At 40.8% G+C, this 23,642-nt stretch carries 23 protein-coding genes and 1 pseudogene; 20 read left to right on the top strand and 4 right to left on the bottom strand.

Annotation, left to right across the window (positions count from 1 at the left end):
• The first annotated feature begins 53 nt into the window (after positions 1-53).
• The 13 genes from PING_RS11215 to PING_RS11155 all read left to right on the top strand — a co-directional run bounded on the left by PING_RS11215 (position 54) and on the right by PING_RS11155 (position 9,936).
• Positions 54-518 carry a nitrate reductase cytochrome c-type subunit gene (locus PING_RS11215; protein ID WP_011770474.1) on the top strand — a complete coding sequence of 155 codons (465 nt, stop codon included), beginning with the start codon at positions 54-56 and terminating at the stop codon, positions 516-518.
• Positions 519-536: 18 nt separating this feature from the next.
• A complete protein-coding gene (locus tag PING_RS11210; RefSeq protein ID WP_011770473.1) occupies positions 537-1,112 on the top strand; it encodes a NapC/NirT family cytochrome c in 576 nt (191 codons plus the stop codon).
• Between the two features lie 92 nt (positions 1,113-1,204).
• The gene (locus tag PING_RS11205) at positions 1,205-1,792 is read left to right on the top strand and encodes a molybdenum cofactor guanylyltransferase (RefSeq protein ID WP_011770472.1); all 588 of its coding nucleotides are present in this window, start codon (positions 1,205-1,207) and stop codon (positions 1,790-1,792) included.
• Between the two features lie 2 nt (positions 1,793-1,794).
• Entirely contained in the window at positions 1,795-2,310 is a 516-nt protein-coding gene (gene moaB / locus PING_RS11200) for a molybdenum cofactor biosynthesis protein B (RefSeq protein ID WP_011770471.1), read from the top strand.
• Positions 2,311-2,432: 122 nt separating this feature from the next.
• Entirely contained in the window at positions 2,433-2,912 is a 480-nt protein-coding gene (gene moaC, locus PING_RS11195; RefSeq protein ID WP_011770470.1) for a cyclic pyranopterin monophosphate synthase MoaC, read from the top strand.
• A gap of 13 nt (positions 2,913-2,925) precedes the next feature.
• On the top strand, positions 2,926-3,174 hold the full coding sequence (locus PING_RS11190; RefSeq protein ID WP_041766427.1) for a MoaD/ThiS family protein: 249 nt from the start codon (positions 2,926-2,928) through the stop codon (positions 3,172-3,174).
• 2 nt (positions 3,175-3,176) lie between these two features.
• A complete protein-coding gene (gene moaE, locus PING_RS11185; protein ID WP_011770468.1) occupies positions 3,177-3,623 on the top strand; it encodes a molybdopterin synthase catalytic subunit MoaE in 447 nt (148 codons plus the stop codon).
• Positions 3,624-3,625: 2 nt separating this feature from the next.
• Positions 3,626-4,381 (top strand): molybdate ABC transporter substrate-binding protein, encoded by a 756-nt coding sequence (modA, locus tag PING_RS11180; protein WP_232279358.1) that lies wholly within the window; start codon positions 3,626-3,628, stop codon positions 4,379-4,381.
• Positions 4,371-5,057, top strand: a complete 687-nt coding sequence (gene modB / locus PING_RS11175) for a molybdate ABC transporter permease subunit (RefSeq protein WP_011770466.1) — start codon at positions 4,371-4,373, stop codon at positions 5,055-5,057. Before modA ends, modB begins: the two co-directional genes overlap by 11 nt.
• Positions 5,050-6,114: a molybdenum ABC transporter ATP-binding protein gene (modC, locus tag PING_RS11170; protein WP_011770465.1), complete on the top strand. Its 1,065-nt coding sequence runs from the start codon at positions 5,050-5,052 to the stop codon at positions 6,112-6,114. The genes modB and modC overlap by 8 nt, the downstream gene beginning before the upstream one ends.
• A gap of 259 nt (positions 6,115-6,373) precedes the next feature.
• On the top strand, positions 6,374-8,653 hold the full coding sequence (mrcB, locus tag PING_RS11165) for a penicillin-binding protein 1B (protein WP_232279357.1): 2,280 nt from the start codon (positions 6,374-6,376) through the stop codon (positions 8,651-8,653).
• Between the two features lie 7 nt (positions 8,654-8,660).
• The gene (locus PING_RS11160) at positions 8,661-9,098 is read left to right on the top strand and encodes a tetratricopeptide repeat protein (protein WP_011770463.1); all 438 of its coding nucleotides are present in this window, start codon (positions 8,661-8,663) and stop codon (positions 9,096-9,098) included.
• Between the two features lie 139 nt (positions 9,099-9,237).
• Entirely contained in the window at positions 9,238-9,936 is a 699-nt protein-coding gene (locus PING_RS11155; protein WP_332248885.1) for a glutathione S-transferase family protein, read from the top strand.
• Positions 9,937-9,986: 50 nt separating this feature from the next.
• Here the strand turns inward: PING_RS11155 and PING_RS11150 are convergent, their stop codons facing one another.
• Complete coding sequence (locus PING_RS11150; protein WP_011770461.1) at positions 9,987-10,919, bottom strand: homocysteine S-methyltransferase family protein; 933 nt, start codon at positions 10,917-10,919, stop codon at positions 9,987-9,989.
• Positions 10,920-11,293: 374 nt separating this feature from the next.
• On the opposite strand from PING_RS11150, the pseudogene PING_RS11145 reads away from it, so the two are divergent.
• Positions 11,294-11,931 (top strand): annotated as a pseudogene (locus PING_RS11145) (cupin domain-containing protein).
• A 378-nt stretch (positions 11,932-12,309) separates the two neighbouring features.
• On the opposite strand, the gene PING_RS11140 reads toward PING_RS11145, so the two are convergent.
• Complete coding sequence (locus PING_RS11140; RefSeq protein WP_011770460.1) at positions 12,310-12,519, bottom strand: cold-shock protein; 210 nt, start codon at positions 12,517-12,519, stop codon at positions 12,310-12,312.
• Between the two features lie 801 nt (positions 12,520-13,320).
• On the opposite strand from PING_RS11140, the gene PING_RS11135 reads away from it, so the two are divergent.
• The 4 genes from PING_RS11135 (at position 13,321) to PING_RS11125 (ending at position 15,953) form a co-directional block, all read left to right on the top strand.
• Positions 13,321-13,695 carry a hypothetical protein gene (locus PING_RS11135; RefSeq protein ID WP_011770459.1) on the top strand — a complete coding sequence of 125 codons (375 nt, stop codon included), beginning with the start codon at positions 13,321-13,323 and terminating at the stop codon, positions 13,693-13,695.
• A 409-nt stretch (positions 13,696-14,104) separates the two neighbouring features.
• Positions 14,105-14,413, top strand: a complete 309-nt coding sequence (locus tag PING_RS21985; RefSeq protein WP_332248848.1) for a hypothetical protein — start codon at positions 14,105-14,107, stop codon at positions 14,411-14,413.
• A 96-nt stretch (positions 14,414-14,509) separates the two neighbouring features.
• Positions 14,510-14,803 carry an AraC family transcriptional regulator gene (locus PING_RS21980; protein ID WP_332248847.1) on the top strand — a complete coding sequence of 98 codons (294 nt, stop codon included), beginning with the start codon at positions 14,510-14,512 and terminating at the stop codon, positions 14,801-14,803.
• Positions 14,804-15,029: 226 nt separating this feature from the next.
• The gene (locus PING_RS11125; protein ID WP_011770458.1) at positions 15,030-15,953 is read left to right on the top strand and encodes a DMT family transporter; all 924 of its coding nucleotides are present in this window, start codon (positions 15,030-15,032) and stop codon (positions 15,951-15,953) included.
• Between the two features lie 223 nt (positions 15,954-16,176).
• On the opposite strand, the gene PING_RS11120 is transcribed toward PING_RS11125, so the two are convergent.
• Positions 16,177-17,859, bottom strand: coding sequence for a putative bifunctional diguanylate cyclase/phosphodiesterase (locus PING_RS11120; protein WP_011770457.1), 1,683 nt, complete (start codon positions 17,857-17,859; stop codon positions 16,177-16,179).
• A 781-nt stretch (positions 17,860-18,640) separates the two neighbouring features.
• On the opposite strand from PING_RS11120, the gene PING_RS11115 reads away from it, so the two are divergent.
• Positions 18,641-19,732 carry a YcjF family protein gene (locus PING_RS11115; protein ID WP_011770456.1) on the top strand — a complete coding sequence of 364 codons (1,092 nt, stop codon included), beginning with the start codon at positions 18,641-18,643 and terminating at the stop codon, positions 19,730-19,732.
• Complete coding sequence (locus tag PING_RS11110; protein ID WP_011770455.1) at positions 19,725-21,296, top strand: GTPase family protein; 1,572 nt, start codon at positions 19,725-19,727, stop codon at positions 21,294-21,296. Before PING_RS11115 ends, PING_RS11110 begins: the two co-directional genes overlap by 8 nt.
• 305 nt (positions 21,297-21,601) lie before the next feature.
• Here the strand turns inward: PING_RS11110 and ilvD are convergent, their stop codons facing one another.
• A complete protein-coding gene (gene ilvD / locus PING_RS11105) occupies positions 21,602-23,287 on the bottom strand; it encodes a dihydroxy-acid dehydratase (RefSeq protein WP_011770454.1) in 1,686 nt (561 codons plus the stop codon).
• Positions 23,288-23,642: the final 355 nt, after the last annotated feature.

Below are 23,642 nucleotides of genomic sequence, written 5' to 3'. Positions count from 1 at the left end.
AATATTTAAATTCTTCGTTGTTATTTAGCATTAACAGCAGGATGGAGAAAGTTATGAAAAAATGTCTGACCGGGATTGTGGCTTTAGGTATCTTTGTTCTTAGTACATCCGTATGGAGTGCAGGGGAGGTAATGCAAACCGATAATGGGGGACTTACTTCGCTACGGGGTTACCAGCAAATTTCAGAAGTCAATAAATCAGAAGCGATGAAACGCGTACCGAGAGATCATTCAACAGTCGATCGAAACTATGTGCAACAACCCCCTGTTATTCCTCATACTACCCGCGGCTACCAGGTTAATCTGAACGCCAATAAATGTTTATCCTGCCACAGTTTTAAAAATGCGGGGGCAATGGGTGCAACAAAAATCAGTGTCACCCATTTTGAAACACGTGAGGGCACCACTTTATCCGATGTATCACCGCGTCGTTATTTCTGCTTACAATGCCATGTTACTCAAGCAGATGCTAGACCCTTGGTGGGAAATACTTTCCGACCCGTTGACTCGCTACAGTAAGTTAGGAGCAAACTACTTATGCTAAATTTATTGAAACGGTTATGGACCATTATGAAATCACCCTCTTCTGCCGCGATGGGATTTATCCTGTTGATTGGTTTTTTAGGCGGGGTGATTTTCTGGGGTGGTTTTAATACGGGCATGGAGGCGACTAATACGGAAGCATTTTGTTCAAGTTGTCATGCGCCCATTGTCAAAGAAATCAAAGAAACTATCCACTACGCTAACCGTTCAGGCGTACGTGCAATTTGTTCCGACTGTCATGTGCCGCATAACTGGACTGACAAAATTATCCGTAAAGTTCAAGCATCTAAAGAGTTAGTCGCTTTTGCCATGGGAACCATTGATACTGAAGAAAAATTTCGAGCTAGAAGGGGTTACTTGGCAAATCGTGAATGGCATCGAATGAAAGAAAACGACTCTCAAGAATGTCGGAACTGCCATGAATTTGATTTTATGGATTTCAGTGAACAAGGTACTCGCAGCAGAAAACCACACTCTACGGCCCTGGCGTCTGGCGAAAAAACCTGTGTTGACTGCCATAAAGGTATTGCCCACAGACTACCAAATATGGAGGGCATAGAAGGGTGGTAATCAAGTTATATTTCTGATTTTTATGGGAGTATACTACAGGACCCGTAAAAGAGCATTTATGCTCTTTTTTTTTGGCTGGTGGATATGATAGATTGAAAATTGCAGGCATTGTGTTAGCGGGTGGACTGTCTTCCCGAATGGGGCAGGATAAAGCAAAGTTACAATTAGCGCAGCAAACATTATTAGCACGTGCTGTTGTTTTGCTCGAAGGTCTTGATCTTGATAAAACCTTTGTCAGTGGTTTTTATCCTGATTTCTACTGTATTACAGATATTTATCCGCAGTGCGGACCTATTGGCGGGTTACATGCCTGTGTTGAAGCACTTTATGAGGATTACGATGCTTTGTTTATTTTACCCGTCGATATGCCCTTAATGGGCGAACCGCAATGTGCTGGTTTATTGTTCGAATTTAAAACACACCCGCAGGGAGTATTTTATGAACGGGCGATATTTCCAATGATATTACCGCTCACTTTATCACTCAAAAATCATCTGACAGAAACGTTAGCTTCAGCGCAGAAAAAAGATCGCTCTCTTTACTGCTTGCTTAACACACTCAAAATACAACCGGTTAATATTATAAAACAGCAGGATTGCAGATTCCATAATAGTAATACCCCGGATCAATGGTTAAGCTGTCTGGAAATCCATCAACAACTGCAAAATACTAAGGAATAAAGATGAGTCACCTTTCAACACAAGCATTTAAAGCCGCAAAGATGGCTGTATTAACCGTTTCTGATACGCGTAATGAAGAAACCGATACCTCGGGCGGTTACCTTGCTCAAGCATTACAACAAGCAGGCCATTTACTGGCGGATAAAAAGATTGTTATTGATGATCTCTATAAAATTCGTGCCATTGTCTCGAATTGGATTGCCGATCCGGAAATTGAAGCTGTATTAATCACCGGCGGCACTGGTTTTACTTCTCGCGATACCACCCCTGAAGCGGTAGCGGTTTTATTTGACAAAGAGGTTGAAGGTTTTGGTGAACTTTTTCGCCATGTGTCCTATCAGGAAATTGGTTCATCGACTATTCAAAGTCGGGCAGTGGCGGGTTTTGCCAATAAGACGGTTATTTTCTGTATGCCGGGCTCTACCGGGGCCTGTAAAACCGCCTGGTCGAAAATAATTGTTGAACAGTTAAACTCTCAGCATAAACCCTGTAATTTTATGCCCCATATTGGTCTTTAAGTCGGTGAACATAGTTAGAAACATCTTTACAATTTAATGTTTCTAACTATTAATATAATAGATAAACGTAGTGTTGATTTGCATGTTCGAACACTTATAAGCCATTACTTAGAAGGTAACTTATGACTCATTTATTTACCCACATTAATCAAGACGGCAAAGCCAATATGGTTGATGTAACGGACAAAAACACCACACAGCGTCAAGCCATCGCGCAGGCCTATGTGGAAATGAAAGCTGAAACCCTGGCATTAATTTTGAACGGGCAACACCATAAGGGTGATGTTTTTGCCACTGCCCGTATTGCCGGCATTATGGCGGCAAAAAAAACATCTGATATTATCCCACTTTGTCACCCTTTAGCGCTAACTAAAGTAGAGGTAGAGTTGGTGGCAGAGCCTGAATTTAACCGTGTGCGTATTCAAAGCTTATGTAAGTTAAGCGGCAAAACAGGGGTTGAAATGGAAGCTTTGACGGCCGCATCCGTGGCCGCATTAACGATTTATGATATGTGTAAAGCGATACAAAAAGATATGGTGATAACTCAGGTCAAACTGCTTGAAAAAACCGGTGGTAAATCAGGGCACTTTACATCCCAGTGAATAAGGAATTTTGATGATTAACGTTTTATTTTTTGCACAAATACGTGATCAGTTAGGCGTCAGTGGACTACAGCTGCCGAGCGCTGAAAATAACGATTTGACGACCCTGCTTAAAAACTTGAAATCGCTTGATAGCAACTACTTGTCAGTGCTTTCAAAAGGATCATTAATGGTTGCTGTCAATCAAACCATGCAGGCAGATAATGTCCCGCTTTATAGTGGTGATGAAGTTGCATTTTTTCCTCCTGTCACGGGAGGTTAGTGATGATCCGGGTGCAAACTGAAGATTTTAACCAACAGCGTGAATACGATCGTTTACGTGAACAATCGAGCGTCGGCGCAGTGGTCACCTTTACAGGGTTAGTACGTGATTTTAATCAGGGAGAACAGGTGGCAAGTTTAACCCTGGAGCATTATCCATTGATGACAGAAAAATCATTAGCTCAAATCGTGATGCAGGCGAAGCAGCGCTGGAATATTCTGGCTTGTACTTTGATTCATCGTGTTGGTGAGTTAAAAATAAGTGAACAAATTGTTTTTGTTGGTATCGCCACAGCACATCGCCAGGACGCTTTTGCGGCCTGTGAATACATTATGGATTATCTTAAAACAGAGGCCCCTTTTTGGAAAAAAGAGTGTAACAGTCAGGGGACAAGTTATTGGGTGGATGCGCGAGAATCAGACCGCAGTGCATTGAATAAATGGTCATAAAAATGACTAAAAAATTGTTCATGAAAATGACCATCTGCCTGCTTCTTTTAATGTTACTTTACAGTTTTTCAGTACAAGCGAGTATTAAAGTTGCGGTAGCCAGTAATTTTAAAACAACCCTCATTGAAATTGCGGCACTTTATGAGATAGAAACCGGGCAGAAGATTTTAATATCAAGTGCATCAACGGGTATTTTATATCATCAGATTCAACAGGGAGCGCCCTTTGATTTGTTTTTGTCTGCTGATCTCAAACGGGCAAAATTGACCGAAGACTCGAATAAAGGTGTGAGCGGTTCGCGTTTTACCTATGCACAAGGGCGAATCGCCTTCTGGGCACCAAAACATGCCGACTTTGTGAATGCAGATACTCTGCAAAAATTTAAGGGGCGGATAGCCATTGCTAATCCTAAACTTGCACCCTATGGTTTAGCCACTGAGCAAACCCTTAACAACTTGAATTTATTGCAGCAGTTCTCTTATGTACAAGGGGCTAATATCAGTCAGACCTATCAATTTATAGATTCCGGTAATGTTAAAGCCGGTTTTGTGGCCTATTCCTTATTATTAGAGCATCAGGGCCGCAACTTTTTTTTAATTCCAACCAGCTATCATCAACCTATTTTACAACAAGGGGTGCTGCTAACAGGTTCAAAAAAATCGCTAGAAGTGTATAATTTTATGGATTATTTAACTTCGACAACAATACAAAGGTTGATTCGATCAAAAGGGTATCTGACAATAAAATATGTTAACTGAATTAGATTACAGTGCCATTATACTGACTTTTAAACTAGCGGGTTTAACCACGCTTATTTTACTGATTATTTCGCCGCCATTAGCCTGGTGGCTTGCCCGCAGTCGCTTTGTACTCCGCCCCTTTATTGAAGCATTAGTTGCTTTACCCTTGGTATTGCCCCCCACCGTATTAGGCTTTTATCTGCTAATTTCATTTTCACCCGATAATTTTATCGGTGGATTATGGTTAAGGTTAACCGGTGATACCTTGGCTTTTTCATTTATTGGTTTATTAATTGCTTCAGTCATCTATTCCTTGCCTTTTGTAGTACAACCTTTGCAAAGTGCCTTTGTCAATTTAGATAAAGATTACCTGGAAGTTGCCGCGACATTGGGGTTTAATTCGACAGAAACCTTTTACAAAGTCGTTTTCCCGATGGTTTTACCCAGTTTTATTATTGCGGGCGCGCTGGGATTTGCGCATACAGTCGGAGAATTTGGGGTGGTACTGATGATCGGCGGAAATATTCCGGGGGAGACGCAACTGCTGTCTATTGCGCTTTTTGATCATGTAGAAACCTTACAATACCAGCAGGCACATCTGCTCTCTTTTGGTTTATTAGCCTTTTCTATGACCCTGCTGGTGCTTATTTACGGTGTATTAAAAAAGCGCCAACAGAGAATGATCGATGCTTAAATTTAATCTTAAAAAATCAGCACAGCACAAACTGTTGTTTCATTTTCAAGGGCAAGTGGAACTGCAGGGGATTTGTGCGGTCTTTGGTGATTCCGGGGCGGGTAAAACTTCTTTTTTCCGTGTATTAGCAGGGTTGGATAATACTTTTTGTGGCTCTTTAGAATGCCTTGGGAAAACCTGGCAGGATAATGCAACCTTTATTAAAACGGAAAAACGTCATATTGGCATGGTCTTTCAGGAGCCGCGTTTGTTCCCACATCTTGATGCGCTGGGTAATCTTAAGTTGGCGATGAAAAAGACCGTTAATAGTTTATACACTATTGCTGAATTAGCAGCATTGCTTGATTTTGAGCCGCTCCTAAATAAAAAAACGCAGCAATTATCGGGCGGCCAAAAACAGCGTATTGCCATTGCCAGAGCCATTTTAACCGGCCCCGATTTATTACTGATGGATGAACCCATGTCATCCTTAGATCAGCACAGCAGAGAGTTATTATTACCTTTTATCAAAAAACTGAGTGAAAGAATTCCAATTATCTATATTACCCACTCAATGCAGGAAGTTTTTTATCTGAGTCAGAAAATGATCCTTATAAATCAGGGGGAGATTGAAAGTATTGGCTGTCCCCAGTCATTGTTTCTAAATCTGGATTTAAGCTTAGCAAAACATAACCATTCAGGTTTAATAGTCAATGTACAGGCTGTCCATTGGGATGATGAGTTTTCTGTCCTGCACGGTTTAATTGATCAGCAGACAATTCTTGTCGCGATGGAAAAACCCCTTAGCCTTGAAGATATCTCGATTAAAATTGAAAGCAAAGATGTGATTCTGGCGACCCAAAAATTAGAATTTAGTTCACTGCAAAACTGTCTGCGCGTGCGAGTCGAACAAATAGAGCACCTGCCGACCAGCAGCGTATTATTAACTTTAAATACGGGCAACCAAAAAATACTGGCTAAAATAACCATAAAATCTTTATATGAATTAAAGTTAACGGTTAATCAAAATATTTTTGCTTACATTAAAGCCATGAGTATTTCAGCATTTGATAGTTAAGCATTTTGTTAAAAGAGAATGTTTTGTACATTAATGACTGTTAATCCTACCGCTATATTTTCTCGTAAATAATAGCAATATGCTCATGTCTCCTTCATGTATACTGATTAAAATCGATGGTCGTTAGGGTCGCTATACTGACTAAAAGACCATGGTAGTTGAAATATAAAACAAAAAAATGATCGCATAGGTATAATTTGATTTATAAACATCCTTTTAGCAAAAGACCAGGCTTTAGTGGCGCAAAAAAGAGGTAGATGTGTTGATTACAAATAAAAAGAAAAAGTCTAAATTGGTATTATGGTGGAAGTTATTTCTGGTCGGATCGGTGATTTCACTAATGGCCATTATTTATCTTGATTCCACCATTCGAACGACCTTTACGGGTAAAAAATGGTCTGTGCCATCAACAGTTTATGCGCGGCCTTTAGAGCTATATGAAGGGGCACCGCTCACCATAAGAGACTTCAAAATAGAGTTAGGGATGTTGGGTTATCATTTTGTATCTCGTCTTGAAAATCCTGGCCAAGCCAGTATTACGGGTAATACAGTTAATATTTATACCTCCGGATTTCAGTTTAGTGATGACCTTGAGCCCGCCCGTAAGGTTGCTCTCCATATACAAGACGGGGTGGTTTCCGAGCTCGTTAGCAATGATGGTGCCCAATTACTGCGTTTAGAACCTCTTGCAATCGGCGGCATTTACCCTTCACATCATGAAGATCGTCTATTGGTTAAGCTTTCTGAAGTACCGGAATCGCTACAAAATATGCTAGTCGCGGTGGAGGATAACCGTTTTTACAGTCATATTGGTATTTCCCCGCGCGGTATTGTCCGTGCATTAATCGCCAACATTAAAGAGGGCGGCATTTCTCAGGGCGCTTCGACGCTGACTCAGCAGCTGGTTAAAAATTATTACCTTACTTCCGAGCAAACCTTAAGTCGTAAAGCGAAGGAAGCTTTAATGGCTTTACTGCTCGAGCTGCATTTCAGTAAGTCTGAAATTTTAGAGGGTTATATTAACGAGGTCTACTTAGGCCAGGATGGCCCAAGGTCTATTCATGGTTTTGGCCTCGCAAGTCAGTATTATTTTAATCGTCCATTGTCTGATTTGTCGATAGCGCAGCAGGCGTTGTTGGTGGCTTTGGTCAGGGGGGCAAATTATTACAATCCTTGGCGTAATCCTGAGCGGGCTTTAGAACGTCGAAATCTCGTCTTAGATATTGCCGTGCGCGAAGAACGCCTGGATCTTGATTTGGCCGAAAGGGCTAAAAAACGTCCGTTGGAAATTGGCGGACCGAGTGTCGCAAGTCATCGACGCTATCCCGCTTACTTGGATCTGGTGCGCCGACAGTTGCAGCGCGACTATAAAGAAGAAGATCTTAGTTCCAGCGGCCTGGCAATTTTTACCCATTTTGATCCGCTTGTACAGACGAGTGCCGAGTCAAGTCTTGCTGCTAATATTGCCAAACACAAGTCCAGTGGAAAGAGTGACGAATTACAGGGTGCTGTAGTTATTACGCGCCCCAATACGGGAGCCGTGATCGCTGTTCTTGGTGGTAAAGATGGCCGTTATGCCGGTTTTAATCGTGCACTGGATGCGCGCCGTCAAATAGGTTCCCTGCTTAAGCCTGCCGTTTATTTGGCAGCCCTTGAACAGCCAGAACGTTATACCCTAGCGACACTGATAAGTGATGACGAATATATATTACAGCTGCCTAATGGTGATCAGTGGGCCCCGAAAAATTATGATCTTGATAGTCATGGTGATGTGCTGTTATATAAAGCGCTCGCCCATTCTTATAATCAGGCGACGGCGCGTTTAGGTAATACTATCGGGATCGATAAGGTGGTTGATACCGTTCATCGTTTGGGGGTCGAGCAAAACTTTCCTGCATTACCTTCGGTGACGCTGGGAGCCGTCGATCTGCTACCTGTTGAAGTTGCACAGATCTACCAAACAATCGCAGCGGACGGTTTTTACACCCCTTTAATGGCGATCAATGCGGTTGTCGAGCCCGGAGGTGAGTTATTAACCAGTTACCCTCTGGAGGTTGATAAACGTTTTGATGCGGCATCGATTTATATGTTGAGTCATGCCCTGCAGGCGGTTACCCACGAAGGGACGGCTAAGTCTTTAGAGTGGTTGTTACCTGATTTCCCCGTTGCAGGCAAGACAGGTACAACAAATGATCTTCGCGATAGCTGGTTTGCCGGCTTTTCCGGCGATATGATGGCGGTTGTGTGGTTAGGGAACGATGATAATAGCAGTACCGGCTTGACGGGCTCCAGTGGTGCGCTGCGTGTGTGGGCTGATATTTTTAAGCAGCGTTCACGCTTGCCTATTCAAAATTTACCCCCTGAAGATATCAAAATGGTGTGGGTTGACAGGGATACGGGGCAGGGTAGCCAGCCGTCTTGTACTAACACTATTCCACTCCCCTTTGTGGTGGGCACTGAGCCCGATCAAGAGATTCGTTGTCAACCGGGAGCGACCAAGGTAATTGATTGGTTTAAAAAATTAGTAGATAAAATATGAGACAATTATGAATTTTTTTAATAAATGTGCAGTGCTGTGTTTGCCATGGATTTTGGTGGCTTGTAGCACAATACCCACTCAACCTATTGATAAAACTAAACAGCCAGCTGTTATCGAGACTCCGCGTGAGCCTGTGCAGCTGGCACCTCAGGAAGTGCCTGTTGATAGCGCGGCTAGCGCCCCCTCTGCGGTCATTTATTTACTCAAGCGCGCTGAGCAACAGGAAAAAAATGGCGACCGGCAGGCCGCCGCTTCTTCTCTTGAAAGAGCGATTAGAATGGCACCTCGTTTCCCTGAAAGTTATTATCGTTTAGGTGAACTGCGTTATCAAGAAGCGGCTTATAATCAAGCCACATCACTTGCTCAAAAAGCACTTAGGCTGGGCGCGGAAGGAATATTACGGCGTCAAGCTCAAGATTTGGTAAAAAAAGCGGGCGCTTATTAAACATCTGATTTATTCCAAGCTAAAAACTATCGAATTTGACGATAGCTAATGGCGCACTAAGCGCCCTTTTTTATTATGTTGTTAGTCACTGTCCATGCGAATAGGTGGCTAATGGCAAAATAATGTATCCTCCGGTGATATAGTTGCTTCATTTTGGTGCATATTTAGCCTTTGTACATTTAATTACACAAGGAGAAGTATTATTTACACACTGTATTGGGATCGCGGAGGAGCCAATATGGCCACTCACGCCATACTGGAAGAGTTGGGTGTCGCCTATCAGTTGATCGAAATCGACTTGGCTAAAGGGATGCAACGTACACCGGAGTATCTGGCAATTAACCCGAACGGCAAAGTGCCCGTATTAGAGCACCGGGGCGAGGTCATTTATGAATCGGCGGCGATCTTGATGTACCTGCTTGACCAGCACCCGGATGCAGGTTTGGCGCCCGCACCGCATTCGCCGCAACGAGGCCACTACTATCAATATCTCACCTGGATGTCAAATACCTTGCAGGAAGCAGCCAACCGCTGGGCTCATCCGGAGCACTGCGTCGCCGGCGATAGCGATTTGACTCCGGTGGTGGAGAAAGCAACCCATGAGCTGAGCCGCTGCTGGTCGATTATCAATGATGATCTGGGCGGCAAAGGCCCATGGCTTCTGGGGGACAGAGTAAGCGGCGCAGATTTTCATCTGTTTATGGTGGCTTACTGGAGCAGCCGCTATGACAGTCGTGCGCAGGACTTTCCAAACCTGCGCAGGCACCTGCAAGCTATGCTGCAACGCGACTCTATTAAGCGAATGATGTCTCAGGAGGGACTGACATTCAAGCTATAAGGGCTGTAAAGCAGTAAGGCTCGAAGCTTGAAAGCAATAAGGTTATAAGGCTATTTAAGCTCGGCTAATTTTTTGATATGTGCCGGTGAAACCCCGCAACATCCACCAATAATAGAGGCGCCAGCGTTAATCCAAGATAATCCAAATTCATGGTATTTTTCCGGGGGAACATCATCTCTTATGCCGGAGACACCATGATCCTGATTCGCCTGATGCAGTTCACCGATCGGAGGGAAATTATTCGCGTACACGCCCAACTGGACTTGGTCTTCAATTTCTTTATCTAATAACGCCTGTTTTGCGGTGATAAGTGCTGTCTCCATCACTTCGACACCGCTGCAATTAAATAAGATCGCCGAAACATTTTGTCCTGCGATTTGGCTAACCGCATCATAAACTGACTCTCCTGAACGCAGGGCCGGCTCGGTAGTTATTTCATCTTTAATGGTAAACGCAATCCAAGTTGGTTTATTGGTGACAACAGTACGAGCCTTGATCATGGCGGCTTCTGCGATAGAAGATATCGTTTCGGCTAACCAAATGTCCACATCAGCTTCCTGATTTTTTATCAATAGCTCAAGCACTGGCTTAGCTTTTTCCACTGAAAACAGATCTGGCCGGTAAGAGCCTAACACTGGCGGAATACAACCAGCGACCAACACAGCTGAATTCTCCTTGACGCACTCGCGGGCTAATCTTGCGGCAAGCTTAATAAGGTCAGCACCTTGTTCGTTAAAACGCTTCTCACCAATATGAAAGGGTACTAATGCGTAGGTATTAGTGGTAATAACCTCAGCCCCTGCCTCTATAAAGCTTTTATGTACTTCAGAGATAAAATGAGGGGATTCAATTAACGCTTGAGCTGACCATTCAGGCTGCTGAAAAGGAGCACCAATGCGCTTAAGCTCACGGCCCATTCCGCCATCAAGAATTATCGGTAATCTAAACTGACTTTTCATAGTGATATTTAATCTGTTATCCATAAAATAGGAGCAGAATAACCGTGCACTTGGCGTAAAGCAAGCACGACACTTAGAACTTCTTGGGTTTTTTTGCACCAGTAAGAACTAATGGATGGAAAAGAAATCTTGCGTTGGATAGGTTCAATGGTGTCTGCCTTTTACCTTTCATTTACCATGGGGAGGTTTGAACTTTGGGTTTTATAATTTTCTGTCAGGATTTAAATAAGCGGTATATTTTCCTCAAAGCATTGGTTGTTGCCGTGGTTGCTGGTGCTACCATTTTATGCTTTGCTTTGCTTTGCTTGGCAGATCAAATAACCGTTTGATACCTTAGTTATTAACCTATTATGTTTGTTTTAGGCAACCGCAGCAACCATGAAAATGGAGTGAACTAGATGTTAAATATGAATTTTGACAAAAAAATTGCTATTCAAATGCACCTGCAACTTTGGATCGCCAGTCCACATGTCGGCGTTTGGCGTAAGCCTTTAGCCAGAGGAGACGCTGAAAGAGGTCATGCAACCAGCTTAGTCAAGTTTAATCCGGGTACCAGTTTTAAAGAGCATGATCATCCTTTAGGTGAAGAAATACTGGTATTGTCAGGTACTTTTTCTGATCACACGGGAGATTATCATGCTGGCAGTTACTTTCGAAATCCTGAATGATTTAAACACGCGCCTTTTAGCAAAGAAGGCTGTATTCTGTTGGTAAAATTACACCAGTTTCAAGCAGGTGATAATGAGGATATTATTCGCAACAAACAGCTTGGTCACCGGGAATAGGGGGCTTGTCAGTGATGCCACTTCACAACTATAAAGGAGAATCTACCGCGCTGGTTAAATGGCCTAAAGGTGAGCATTTTCAAAGACACCGCCATTTTGGTGGTGAAGAAATATTTGTTATCAGTGGCGAGTTTATTGATGAATATGGTCGTTATCCCAAGGGAACCTGGCTTCGCAGTCCACACTTAAGTGAACACTCTCCTTATGTTGAGCAAGAAACAGTTATTTTGGTTAAAGTAGGGCACTTATAAAAAGTGATACCAATCTGCCAAATAGAAAAAGTTTTTTTGCTTAAAAAATTCTCATAAAGACACTTTTTTAACACACCACTTTAGGATTAATATTGATCTATCCACTCTTTTTTAAGGGGAGTTGTGTATATTTGATGATAAAACCAGACTTTAAATAAGAAAATGTAATAAATGTAATTAGTGACCATAATAGGTATTAAATGAACTCTCTAAAAGGCATTGACCTAAACAGTAGCCTTTGCAGATTAGTTGTTAAAATACTGGCCGGATTTCATTCTTATTTTTCCAATTAATGACAAAAAAAATGGCAAACCCGTAAAGGTCTACCATTTATTTTATTAAATTAGCGCTCTATCGGCGCTAAAATATCACAGCAAATTAAAGTGCTACAATATTGTCTGCTTGCGGGCCTTTTTGACCTTGGCTTACAGAGAATTCTACTTTTTGGCCTTCAGCTAAGGTTTTGAAACCTTCGCTTGCGATAGCACTAAAGTGAGCGAATACATCTGGACCAGATGCTTGCTCGATAAATCCAAAACCTTTCGCTTCGTTGAACCATTTAACGGTTCCTTGTATTTTATTAGACATAATAATATCCTGTAATTTTAATGTGAAATTGCCTTCAAGGGGCGTGAATAGCGTAAAAACAGACTGGAACTTAAAAACTACAGTGCGAGGTATTATTAATAAAACGACGGAATGGAGAATGTAAAAAAAAGGCTTTCTTTGTTGCTGAGGGGCACTTTATAGAATCCAAAATGAAAGTCAATGTTTGTTTAATAAATAAACCATTTTAGCTTAAAAAATAAACAGTAAAAAGAAATTGATAATGATGGAGCTATCACCAAAAAATGACGTTCTGTATGGCTCTGTAAACCGCATTCTCTCTTAAGGAGATATATTGCATGATCTGTTTTAGCCTTTTTTTAATGCTTAAAAATATCTGTTGAACATAACAGGGATTAAATAATTAGGGTGTAAAAGAATGGTGTACAACAGCAGTCATTAACATGACTGCTGTCTACTTTTTACTTGCCAAGGGCCAAGCAATCACAACCAGCATTCTAAATTGCGCAATCACATAAACCATAACATCTCCTCTATTTTTCATGGCTTTCGGGAATGCCCCGGAAACAGATTCTATTGAGTATCTCCATTGGCGAAGGATTACTGATATTGATTCTGATTGTCATTTAATTATTGAATGTGATGGCTCACTTAAATTCACAATATATACCTATTGGAGGTATAGTCGGTAATTTAATATTTCTGTCATAAACTAATGTTTAAATTGAAATCCAACCTCCGTTTCATGCATTATTTAATTGCACGAAATTGTTTTTTTATATAATAAATATGCGTAAAAAATCAATATAAAAGGAATTGAAAATGGAAACTCAAGTTATGTCCAATCATCTTTTAGATATGAATAAAGGAGCGGCTGACATCGAAATTGCAGTTCGCAAAGGTGAGTTCTTTGTCCATGCGACCCCTACTGGTAATGGATTCAGTATCTGTATGTTTGAGCATGGAGGCCCAAATTGGTCCTATTTTTTTGCGACAGAATCCGAGGCACTGGCAGAGCGGAATGATATCTCAGAATTATATAATCAGCAAATAACGGTTGGCGACCGGGTTGAAACTGACGTATGGGACGGGGTAGTGTTGAAAGCCAAAAGGCATCTAGAAGGAGATTTAATTGCTTTGTACCAAGGGGATACTTTTATCGGTAGCAAAACGTGGAAATCTTTATCGGGTCTTTAATTTTTATAAATAGCACCGAACAACCGTTATATAAGTGCTGTTCTGTGCTATTTGCTAGTCCGCTCGTTTCATACAAAGGCATTTTTGAAATTAGCCTTAGATTTCGATAATCGAGTAAAGAGTCTGTCTCGCTTTGCCCTTTTACGCTTTAGAAAGATAACCCCGTAAAAATCCTCAAACGGATTTAGAAACTAAAAATAAATGATTCAATTAGCTTGGCGGAACAAGCGGGCGTTAGTCAGTAATAGTCTGATTTAAATGGCCCGAGGAAAATGTAGATTTAAAGATTGAGTATGTTGTACATTATTTATTTAAAAAGTATGGTAAATCACCTTGTTGATGCACAATACCTGACAAACTCACTTAGTCACATTGCTAATTACAAACTGATCTTACTATGAAAAATAGCTTGAGCATTCGTACTTACACAAAGCAAAGACAAAGCCACTCCTATCTATATCATCAGTTAGTACTTCCAATACAAGGGGGAATTAATATTGAACTTGATGGTTATCAAGGAAAGGTTTCAGTGGGTGAATGTGTTGTTATCCAATCAGGCAAAAGACATCATTTCAGAGCGAATGAAGCCGCTCGCTTTATCGTCGCAGACATCGATAAATTGCCTGGCAACTTATTGTTCTCTGATCATGTTGTGTTTGCTATCACAGCGCCTTTACGAAGTTACTTACACTTTATAGAGAATCAACTTGAATATTAGGTTGATAAGGTAATAGAGAAAGATGTTTTTCAACTCTTTTACATACTTTTAGAAAAGCAAATCTTGAACCTTCATGTAGAGCAACGAATCAGATCCGTGCAAGCATTTATTGATGCAAATCTCTCTGCTAGTCTACAAATATTGGAACTTGCCAAAATAGCTTACCTGAGCCCGACTCAATTTAAGAAATTATTTACAAATAACTTAGGGATCAGTGCTTATAAATATATTACCCAAAAACGCATGGAAAAGGCCAAAGCACTGCTAACGCATACCGATTTACCCGTTCAACTTATTGCCCAACAAGTCGGTTACAATGACCTATCCGCATTTAGCCGTCGATTTTCTCTCTATTTTGGCCTGTCTCCACGTGCGTTGATTTGCCTTTAATCTAACCTCAATATAAAAGTTCTCTTTACTGAACTGCCTTCCATTCGCATTTTGAGACTTAAACGATTCGGTAAGGAGATCTTCATTTTACCATCACTGACTATCCTGTCAGCAAGTTTAAAGTGTGTCCTTTTAATCAACAATTGCGTCCTTTTAGCAAACTATTTTTATTCATTTTAATTATAATAGCCTTTCTATAATAACCCTTAGTTCTTCGAGAGGTAAAATGTCACTAAACAATATTTCAGAAAAACAAATTAAAAATGGACGATTTGCTGTTTTATTAGCTGCAATTCTATGGGGAACGACCGGCACAGTGGCAAGCTTCGCCCCGCAATTAAGCCCCTTAGCCATAGGCGCTTTTGCGATGGGAATTGGCGGGCTATTACAGGCAATGATTGCGAGAAAAAAACTTATTAGTGATATTGATAAGTTACTCACCGTTAAGCGGGAGCTCTTAATCGGCGCGCTGGCCGTCGCTATCTACCCATTGGCATTCTATACTGCAATGCAGTTTTCAGGGATCACCATAGGAACCGTCATTTCTATCGCAACTGCGCCGTTTGCAACGGTTTTGCTCGAGCGTCTTTTAAGCAAAAAAAATCATATGGATAGACGCTGGCAGGTAAGTGTTGGACTTGGCGTGATAGGCGTGGTTTTACTCACCTATTCTGAGGGTATGAGTGCTCAATATGATCAACAAAATGCGCTTAAGTTTATTGGTGCTTTGCTTGGGCTACTCGCTGGACTGACATATGCAATATACTCTTGGGTAGCAAGATCCTTGATAGAAAAGGGAATACAGTCGGAATCAGCAATGGGAAGTCTGTTTGCACTCGGTGCCGCAATCTTAATTCCGTCTTTATTCTTTACGGGAGAGAACTTATTTTCAAATCTCAATAATATTCTTGTTGTCTCTTATATGGCACTTGTGCCTATGTTTATAGGCTACCTTGCTTTTGGTTTTGGTCTTAGATATGTGCATGCGAGCAGGGCGACGTTGTTGACGCTTTTCGAGCCTGTTGTAGCGGCAGTCTTAGCTGTATCGGTTGTTGGGGAACATATTGCTTTTTCCGGTTGGCTTGGTATGTTACTTATTATTACCTGCCTTTTCCTGCAAACACGAGCGAAGAGCACGACGGTTATCTAAAAATCAGAACTATTTTGGGTTATTCAGCCCAATGAAGATCCTTTTTCTAATATTTTTCGCAATAGCATCATTATTACTGATCGGCTGTGCTTTTTTTTGCTTCACTTAGGGGATTTTCTGGCGTGGTGACTTTAAAAGCTGCTTGAAATTACCTCATCAATAATAATGTTGTTAACTAAAGGGGGTATTACGACAGCTTAAATTCTTATTGCATTTTGAAGGGCTAAAACTTGTATTCACAAATATTCAGGGCGTCGGCGGCAGATGCCGGTTTGGAGAAAAGATATCCCTGCAATAGATTGACGCCTATTGCTTTCATTGCATCGCTCATCTCTTGGGTTTCAATCCCTTCTGCAACGACTTCAATATCCTTATTCTGGCAAAGTTGAATCAGGAATGCGATGTAGGCTCTGGCTTCTGTGGTCATCATTGACTGGTTGACGACTTGACGATCTATTTTTAGTTGAGTAAAAGGCAGAGTAAAAAAATTATTTAGGGATGAATATCCGGTGCCAAAATCATCCATAGAGACAGAAAATCCCTTATCCCTTAATCTGGTTATCTGCTCTTTTGCGAAGTTATTAGAGTCCAACAACAGAGACTCGGTGATCTCGAGCACGATATCGCTGTTATTAAGCATAAATTGACTAACAGTAGAAAGTACCCGATCAACAAAATCATGTTGTAATAATTGTATCCCTGAAATATTAATGGCTATTTTTACCAGCCGGTCGTTGAGTTCATGGTAGCGGCAGATAAATGTGCAGGCCTGTTCAAGCACAAAGTAACCAATGTCGATAATATTTAGATTTTGCTCGGCTGCAGGGATGAACTCATCGGGCATGATTTCGCCAAAAACAGGGCTGTCCCAACGAATAAGTGCCTCGAAACTGTCCACTTTTTTCGTCTTAGACTGTATGATTGGCTGAAACTTTAACAGGAATTCATTATTATAAAGAGCTGATTTCATAGCTGTTTTTATATGAAGTCTCTTTTTTACAATGTGTTTAATTTGCTCATTAAAAAAAGCAAATTGCTGGTCGGTGTGTTCGTGGGCATATATCATGGTCAGTTTGACCTGATGCAGAAGTGTTTTTTCGCATTCCGCGCTTGATGGCAACATACAAATGCCCACGCTCAAATTTGGTATATCGTTATTCTTAAGGTCTTTGCCGTTATGTTTAAATATTACCAGCAACTGTTCAATCGATTTTTCTATTCGCTCGGAAGTAACAGGCTTAGTTATTCTGATCACAAATTCACTCGATTTCTGGCGATAAAACTGACAATCGCCAATAAATAGCTCACTGAGACAGTTTAATAATTTCCGAACTATTTTATGGCCGGCATAAGTGCCATAAGAATCAATATAGACATTAAAGTTAATCAATTTGATAAACAATAAGGCACCAGCTTGTTGACTAAAATTATCTTTTAAATCCTGAAGTAACTTGTGCGCATTCATTAAACCTGTGTTGGGATCTATATAGGCAGTTTGATAGAGTCTGTGTTGATTTTCTTTTTCTTCGGTCACATCTTTATGCGAACCGGCCATATAAATCAAGTGACCATCGGGATCAAATCTGGAGGTGCTCTTAGCCGCTATCCATATATATTCGCCAACTTTATTCTTTACGCGATATTCACTATCGACAACAGTGGTCATATTGTCGATTTGTTGTTCTACCTTTTGAGTAAAGAGATGAACATCATCAGGATGAACAAGTGCAGTCCACTCCTTCAGGTTGGAGCCTCTGGTACTGACAGCAAAGGCGTTATAGAAACTGCGATTTAAAAAATTAACCTGAAAATCCGGACCCATTTCCCAAAGTCCTTCATGAGAAGTTTCAAAAATATCCATAAAACGCTTTAAAGTTTCTTCTTTTAACACAGACAGTTGCTTCAAATTACACTCCTAATTTTTTGTAATACAGACTTATTCGATTGGCATCTTGATGAGAAGGCCGCTGAAATATTGCCTGTTTTCTATCAAACTCAGCCAAATAGAGTTATCCGATATGAAGGGCAAGATCTAATTGATTGAATAATATTTATTTTTTATCTTCCGTGTGTACAAAAAATCAGATTGTTATTTGCATCAGTTGGTTCTAGGAAATAAGTGCGGAATATGGGATATGTTAAAAATACATTAATTCCCGAGTTTATAGCTTGTGTATTTAACTGTGTTAATTACTTGTTTTGATGCTACGTCCGCATATTACAGACAAAGAAGAAAAAAGATGTCACCCGTTAACATTTCTATAGCGTGAGCTTTCTATGGTTTGAGCATGCGCCTTAAATTAAAGCGTGATATCACTGAGACTGGATTTTTTGTAAATATATGGTTCCCTCATGATAACAAGGACTACCGCCTTTTTAAAGAGACCGTATAGATGTGTTTTTTCTTTTCTTTTTGTTATTGCTGCATGTTATGTTAAAGACAGTTATAGTTAAGGTATATTATTTTTAGTGATAATCATGAATTTCCTGCAATAAAAATATCCTCATCAGTAACGGTATCTTACTTGCCCGCTTCATTGCTGTTGTGTTTTTTCTGCCGCGCAGCGGCTTTGTTCCACCAATCACATTAGATAAGTAATAGGCACTTCTTTTTAATGGCAGTTGTAAATAACTTTCTATTACCCTGATCCAGATACTATCAATATTCCTGACGAGTTGAATTAACCATGTTTGATCAAATAAAAGAATTTATAAATCCAATTAAAAACCCTGACCTGGCTCAGGCTCATGAACTTCAGCGCAAACATTTACCGACTTTGTGGTTATTAGGAAAAACGGGCGCGGGGAAGTCGTTATTTATTCAAGCGGTTACGGGTCTTTCTTCTGTAGAAGTCGGGAATGGCTTTGAACCATGCACCATGACGGCTTCTGTTTATGATTTTCCACAAGACAAAGCTGTTATGCGTTTCTTAGATACCAGAGGTTTAGGTGAAGCCGATTATGATCCGGCTCAAGACCTAAAAGAGATTGGTCAATCCGGTAATGCGGTTGTTGTGGTGATGAAAGTTGATGAGCCCGAGCAGAGTGCTGTTTTGGCAGCACTCAAACAGATTAAAAAGAACAAACAGATTAAACACCTACTGCTTATTCACAGTGCCGTTTTACTTTCTGAAGAAGTTGAGCGAGTGCGCCAGATTGCCTTTAACGAGGGGCAAGTCCGTGGCATATGGGGTAAGGGCTTTGATTCAGTGTCTGTGGACTTTGAGTGTGAAGATGGTGCTGTGTACAACTATCAATTGCTAATCTCGGCGCTAACAAAATTTCTACCTGTTATTGGTTTGATAGTTGAAGATAAAGAGCATTCAACCGTGGAGGGGGAAAATTTTGATAAAGTAGCAAATGAAGTACTCTGGTACGCGGGCAGTGCTGCTGCAAGTGATCTTATTCCCGCTGTTGGATTGGTTTCTGTTCCTGCTATTCAGGCAAAAATGCTGCATGGTCTAGCGAACCAATATGGTGTGCAATGGAACAGCAGAACCTTCAGTGAATTAATTGGCACATTAGGCAGTGGCTTTGCTTTGCAATACTCCGCAAAGCTTGGGGCAAGGCAACTTGTTAAATTGATTCCGGTGTATGGTCAAACAGCAGGCGCTGTTGCCGCTGCCGCGATGAGCTTTGCGACTACTTATGGATTAGGTCGAGCTGCTTGTTATTACTTTTACCATAAGAGTAAAGGTGACATTGCTTCTAATGAAGCAATGCAAAATATGTATAAAAAATCATTTAAAAAAGGGAAGGCAGCAGCGGGTTATGAATAAAATTAAGGATCTATTTTTACTCCTCTCTGAGTTATCAGGCGGGCGCTGGGGCATTGCTGTCATCTCTGCCGTATTGCCAATGTTGGCGATGATGGGATTTGGATTATTTCTAGCGATTAAATATGATTATATTCTGGCGCTTTCTTTAATTATTGCGCTCAGCACGCTCATTATTAGCCTGCCATTGTTCTTGCTGAGCCGAGTTTCAAATAGCAAACACCAAGAAAATACTGTTGCAGCCGATGGGACAGTTGAAGAGGGATTAGTCAAAGCTTCTGCTGACTGGTCACAAAATGAAATGCTGATTTGGGCGCGAGTAAAGCTATATTCTAGAGAGTTACTGGCGGAAAATAATGAGTGGTCAAATCTTGATTCTGCAGGCATAAAAATCCTTGAATTTATAGCCCTTGAGTTTGACAAAGAAGCGCTAAATTTTAGCCTTCCTGAAGGATTAAAGGTCTTTGAAGAAGTCAGTAAACGCTATCGTAAATTACTGGATAAATATGGTCTCGCGATTGAAGCGTTAAAAATTTCACACTTAAAAGCAGGTTATGATGCTTATGATAAATACGGTGAGATAGGTGAAAAAGCAATAAATATAGCAATTTGGGCTAATCATGCTAAAAATGCTTATCTAAATCCATCAAAGTTTGCGATTGACTTACTTAATCAGCAATCAACATCCGGCATGACTAAGGGATTTTTTGAAGATATGCAGCTTAAAGCCAAGCAAGCTTTACTCGATGAAGTGTCTTGTGTTGCGATTGATTTGTATAGCGGGCGCTTTAGTTTTGATGAAGAGAATCTATCCGCTTCAACGGTTGCCGATAAAGACCAGCAGAGAATGGTGTCTGAATTAGAGCCGATACGCATTGTGATGGTGGGGCAAACTAATGCGGGAAAATCCTCTATTATAAATGTACTCAAAAATGAGCTGGTTGCTGAAGTGGATATATTACCCTCGACTAAGGGGGCGACAGTCTATACGGCTATGCTGAATGATGCAGAAGTGCGCATTGTTGATCTTCACGGTTTGAATGGTGATGAAAAAAAAGAAACACTTATGCTGTTAGAAATGACCCACGCAGACCTGATAGTTTGGGTACTAAAAGCAAATCAGCCAGCACGGGATCTTGATAAAAAATTGAAAGCTAAGTTTGATGATTTTTATTTATATGCCAAGCATATTTCACGTAAGAAACCTGCGGTCATTTGCGTTGTTAACCAAGTTGATAAGCTTAAACCTGTTTCTGAGTGGCAGCCTCCTTATAATCTGGATGACCCCACTACGGTAAAGGCCAAAATAATTAGTCAGGCTGTCGCTTACAACCACAAGCTTTTAATGCCCGACAGTATTCTGGCACTGTCTATTGCCTTGAATAAAAAGAGCTTCAATATTGAGAAGCTTAAGCAAGTTATCAGTCAGAAAATTGCTAATGCAAGTAATGTTCAAAGAAATCGACAGCGCGTAGAGGCAATTTATAAAGGTGTCGGTATTAAAAAGCAGTTCGGTCGTGTGGTTAATTCTAGTAAGAAACTCACGTGGAGTATATTAACAAAGTGAGTGGCGAGTATTGTGAATAAAGAGCTGAAGGTCGGGTTTTCTGACCTTTTTTGTGCATTTTTGCAGCAATTTTTGCATGCTGATACAAGGCAAGGCCTGCGCCGTGTCATTATTCTACATAAACAGGCGATAACGTAGTCGATCGTATCCACAAATGCTGGCCTTCGGGGTCATCTAAAAGTGTCCTGCGCTGGGTTATACCTTGCTCAGAACACGTTTAGATTGAACGCAATTTGTACTCAAAAAGCCAACAGATCCTGCCAGGTCTTCGAGATAACAAATTAATAACTAATATTACTTAGAGACTACAGTTCGTCTATTTCATCGGTAACACATCCTAGAGAGGCAGATTTTACCGTGGCGATATACTTTCTTAGTACACCATTTGTCGCTCTGTAAGCTGGTTTTATCCAAGCAGCTTTACGCTTGTTGATTTCAGCCTGATCGACTTTCAATTCCAATTTGTTAGTAACAGAATCAATTCGGATCATGTCTCCATTTTGGACCAGGGCAATCAATCCACCTTCCGATGCCTCTGGCGTCACGTGTCCAACAACAAAACCATGAGAACCTCCGGAGAATCTGCCATCTGTAATTAATGCCACGTCTTTTCCAAGACCCGCCCCCATTACAGCTGAAGTTGGTTTTAGCATTTCTGGCATGCCAGGCGCACCTTTTGGTCCTGAATAACGGATAACGATAACTTCACCTTTTTGCACTTCGTCTCCGATACCTTTTATTGCTGAAAATTCATCTTCATAAACTCTTGCCGGGCCTTCGAATACTTCGCCTTCTTTACCTGTAATCTTTGCAACTGAACCTTCAGGTGCCAAGTTTCCATAAAGAATCTGTAAGTGGCCAGTTTCTTTCAAGGGGTTAGACAAAGGTCTGATAATGTCCTGATCATCAGGAAGGCCGGGTAAATCAGCTAAGTTTTCAGCAATGGTGTTACCTGTAACGGTCAAACAATCCCCATGTAATAAACCTTCAGCCAATAAGTATTTCATGACTGCAGGGATCCCGCCGATTTCATGTAAGTCTTGCATTAGGAATTCCCCGGAAGGTTTTAAATTTGCCAATAATGGCGTTTTATCTGCCATCTTTTGGAAATCATCTAAACTCAAGTCAACACCTGATGATCGGGCCATTGCAATCATATGTAAAGTTGCATTGGTAGAGCCCCCTAAAATCATAATAATTCTTAAGGCATTCTCGAACGCTTTTTTGGTCATAATATCTTTTGGTTTAATATCTTTTTCCAGCAGGTTTTTAACTGCATCACCCACTGTTGTTAATTCTCTTTTTTTGTCATCGCTAACCGCCGGGTTCGATGAAGAGTAAGGCAAACTCATGCCTAACGCTTCAATAGCTGAAGACATAGTATTTGCCGTATACATTCCACCACAAGCACCCGGACCCGGGATCGCATTTTGAATTACCCCTTTATAATCTTCATGGGAGATAACACCCTGTAATTTTTTTCCATAAGCTTCGAAAGCAGAAACGATATTCAAGTCTTCACCTTTCCATTTTCCAGCTTTAACCGAACCGCCATAAACCAATATTCCCGGACGATTTAAACGCGACAATGCCATCATTGCACCGGGCATATTTTTATCACATCCTACAATGGCAACAATCGCATCATAAAATTGCGCACTTACAACCGTTTCAATAGAATCAGCAATGATCTCACGAGACACTAAAGAGTACTTCATCCCGGTAGTCCCGTTTGAAATACCATCACTCACTCCGATTGTGTGAAAGATTAATCCCACCAAATCAGCTGCGTTCACACTTTTTTTCACGTCTTTAGCAAATTCGTTTAAGTGCATATTGCATGGATTTCCTTCCCATCCTGTTGAAACAATACCCACTTGCGCTTTTTTCATATCCTCTTCTTTCAAACCAATAGCATAAAGCATGGCCTGTGAAGCCGGTTGTGATTCATCTAACGTCACTGTTTTTGAATACTTATTTATTTCTGACATCTTTATTTTCTCCAAAATATTAATTGCATAAATTCTCTTCGGACAGACCGAAAAAGAGGTGTTTGAAACTAACTCAACGAAACTATTCCCGGGTTATATTTTGCCATTGTCATTGTTCTGCTAAGGTCTGTTTGATAAGTCATTTTTAATTAGATCTGCGGTTCTTAATGCCGATTCGGTAAATAAATCAGACTATGCTTGATCGTTTATATGATTTGATCATGCTCAATTGCTTCTATCAGATTATTTTCTTTCAACTCAATATTTATTGGCTTTATTTCTGCTGTTTTATTCATAATCTAATCCTTATTTTTAGGCATTTGACCTCTATTTTTAGATCACATTTAAAGGCTGT

This window comes from Psychromonas ingrahamii 37 (genome assembly GCF_000015285.1).
GTDB lineage: Bacteria > Pseudomonadota > Gammaproteobacteria > Enterobacterales > Psychromonadaceae > Psychromonas > Psychromonas ingrahamii.
Note: the sequence above shows the minus strand (reverse complement) of the source record. Positions and strands in the feature narration are given on the sequence as shown.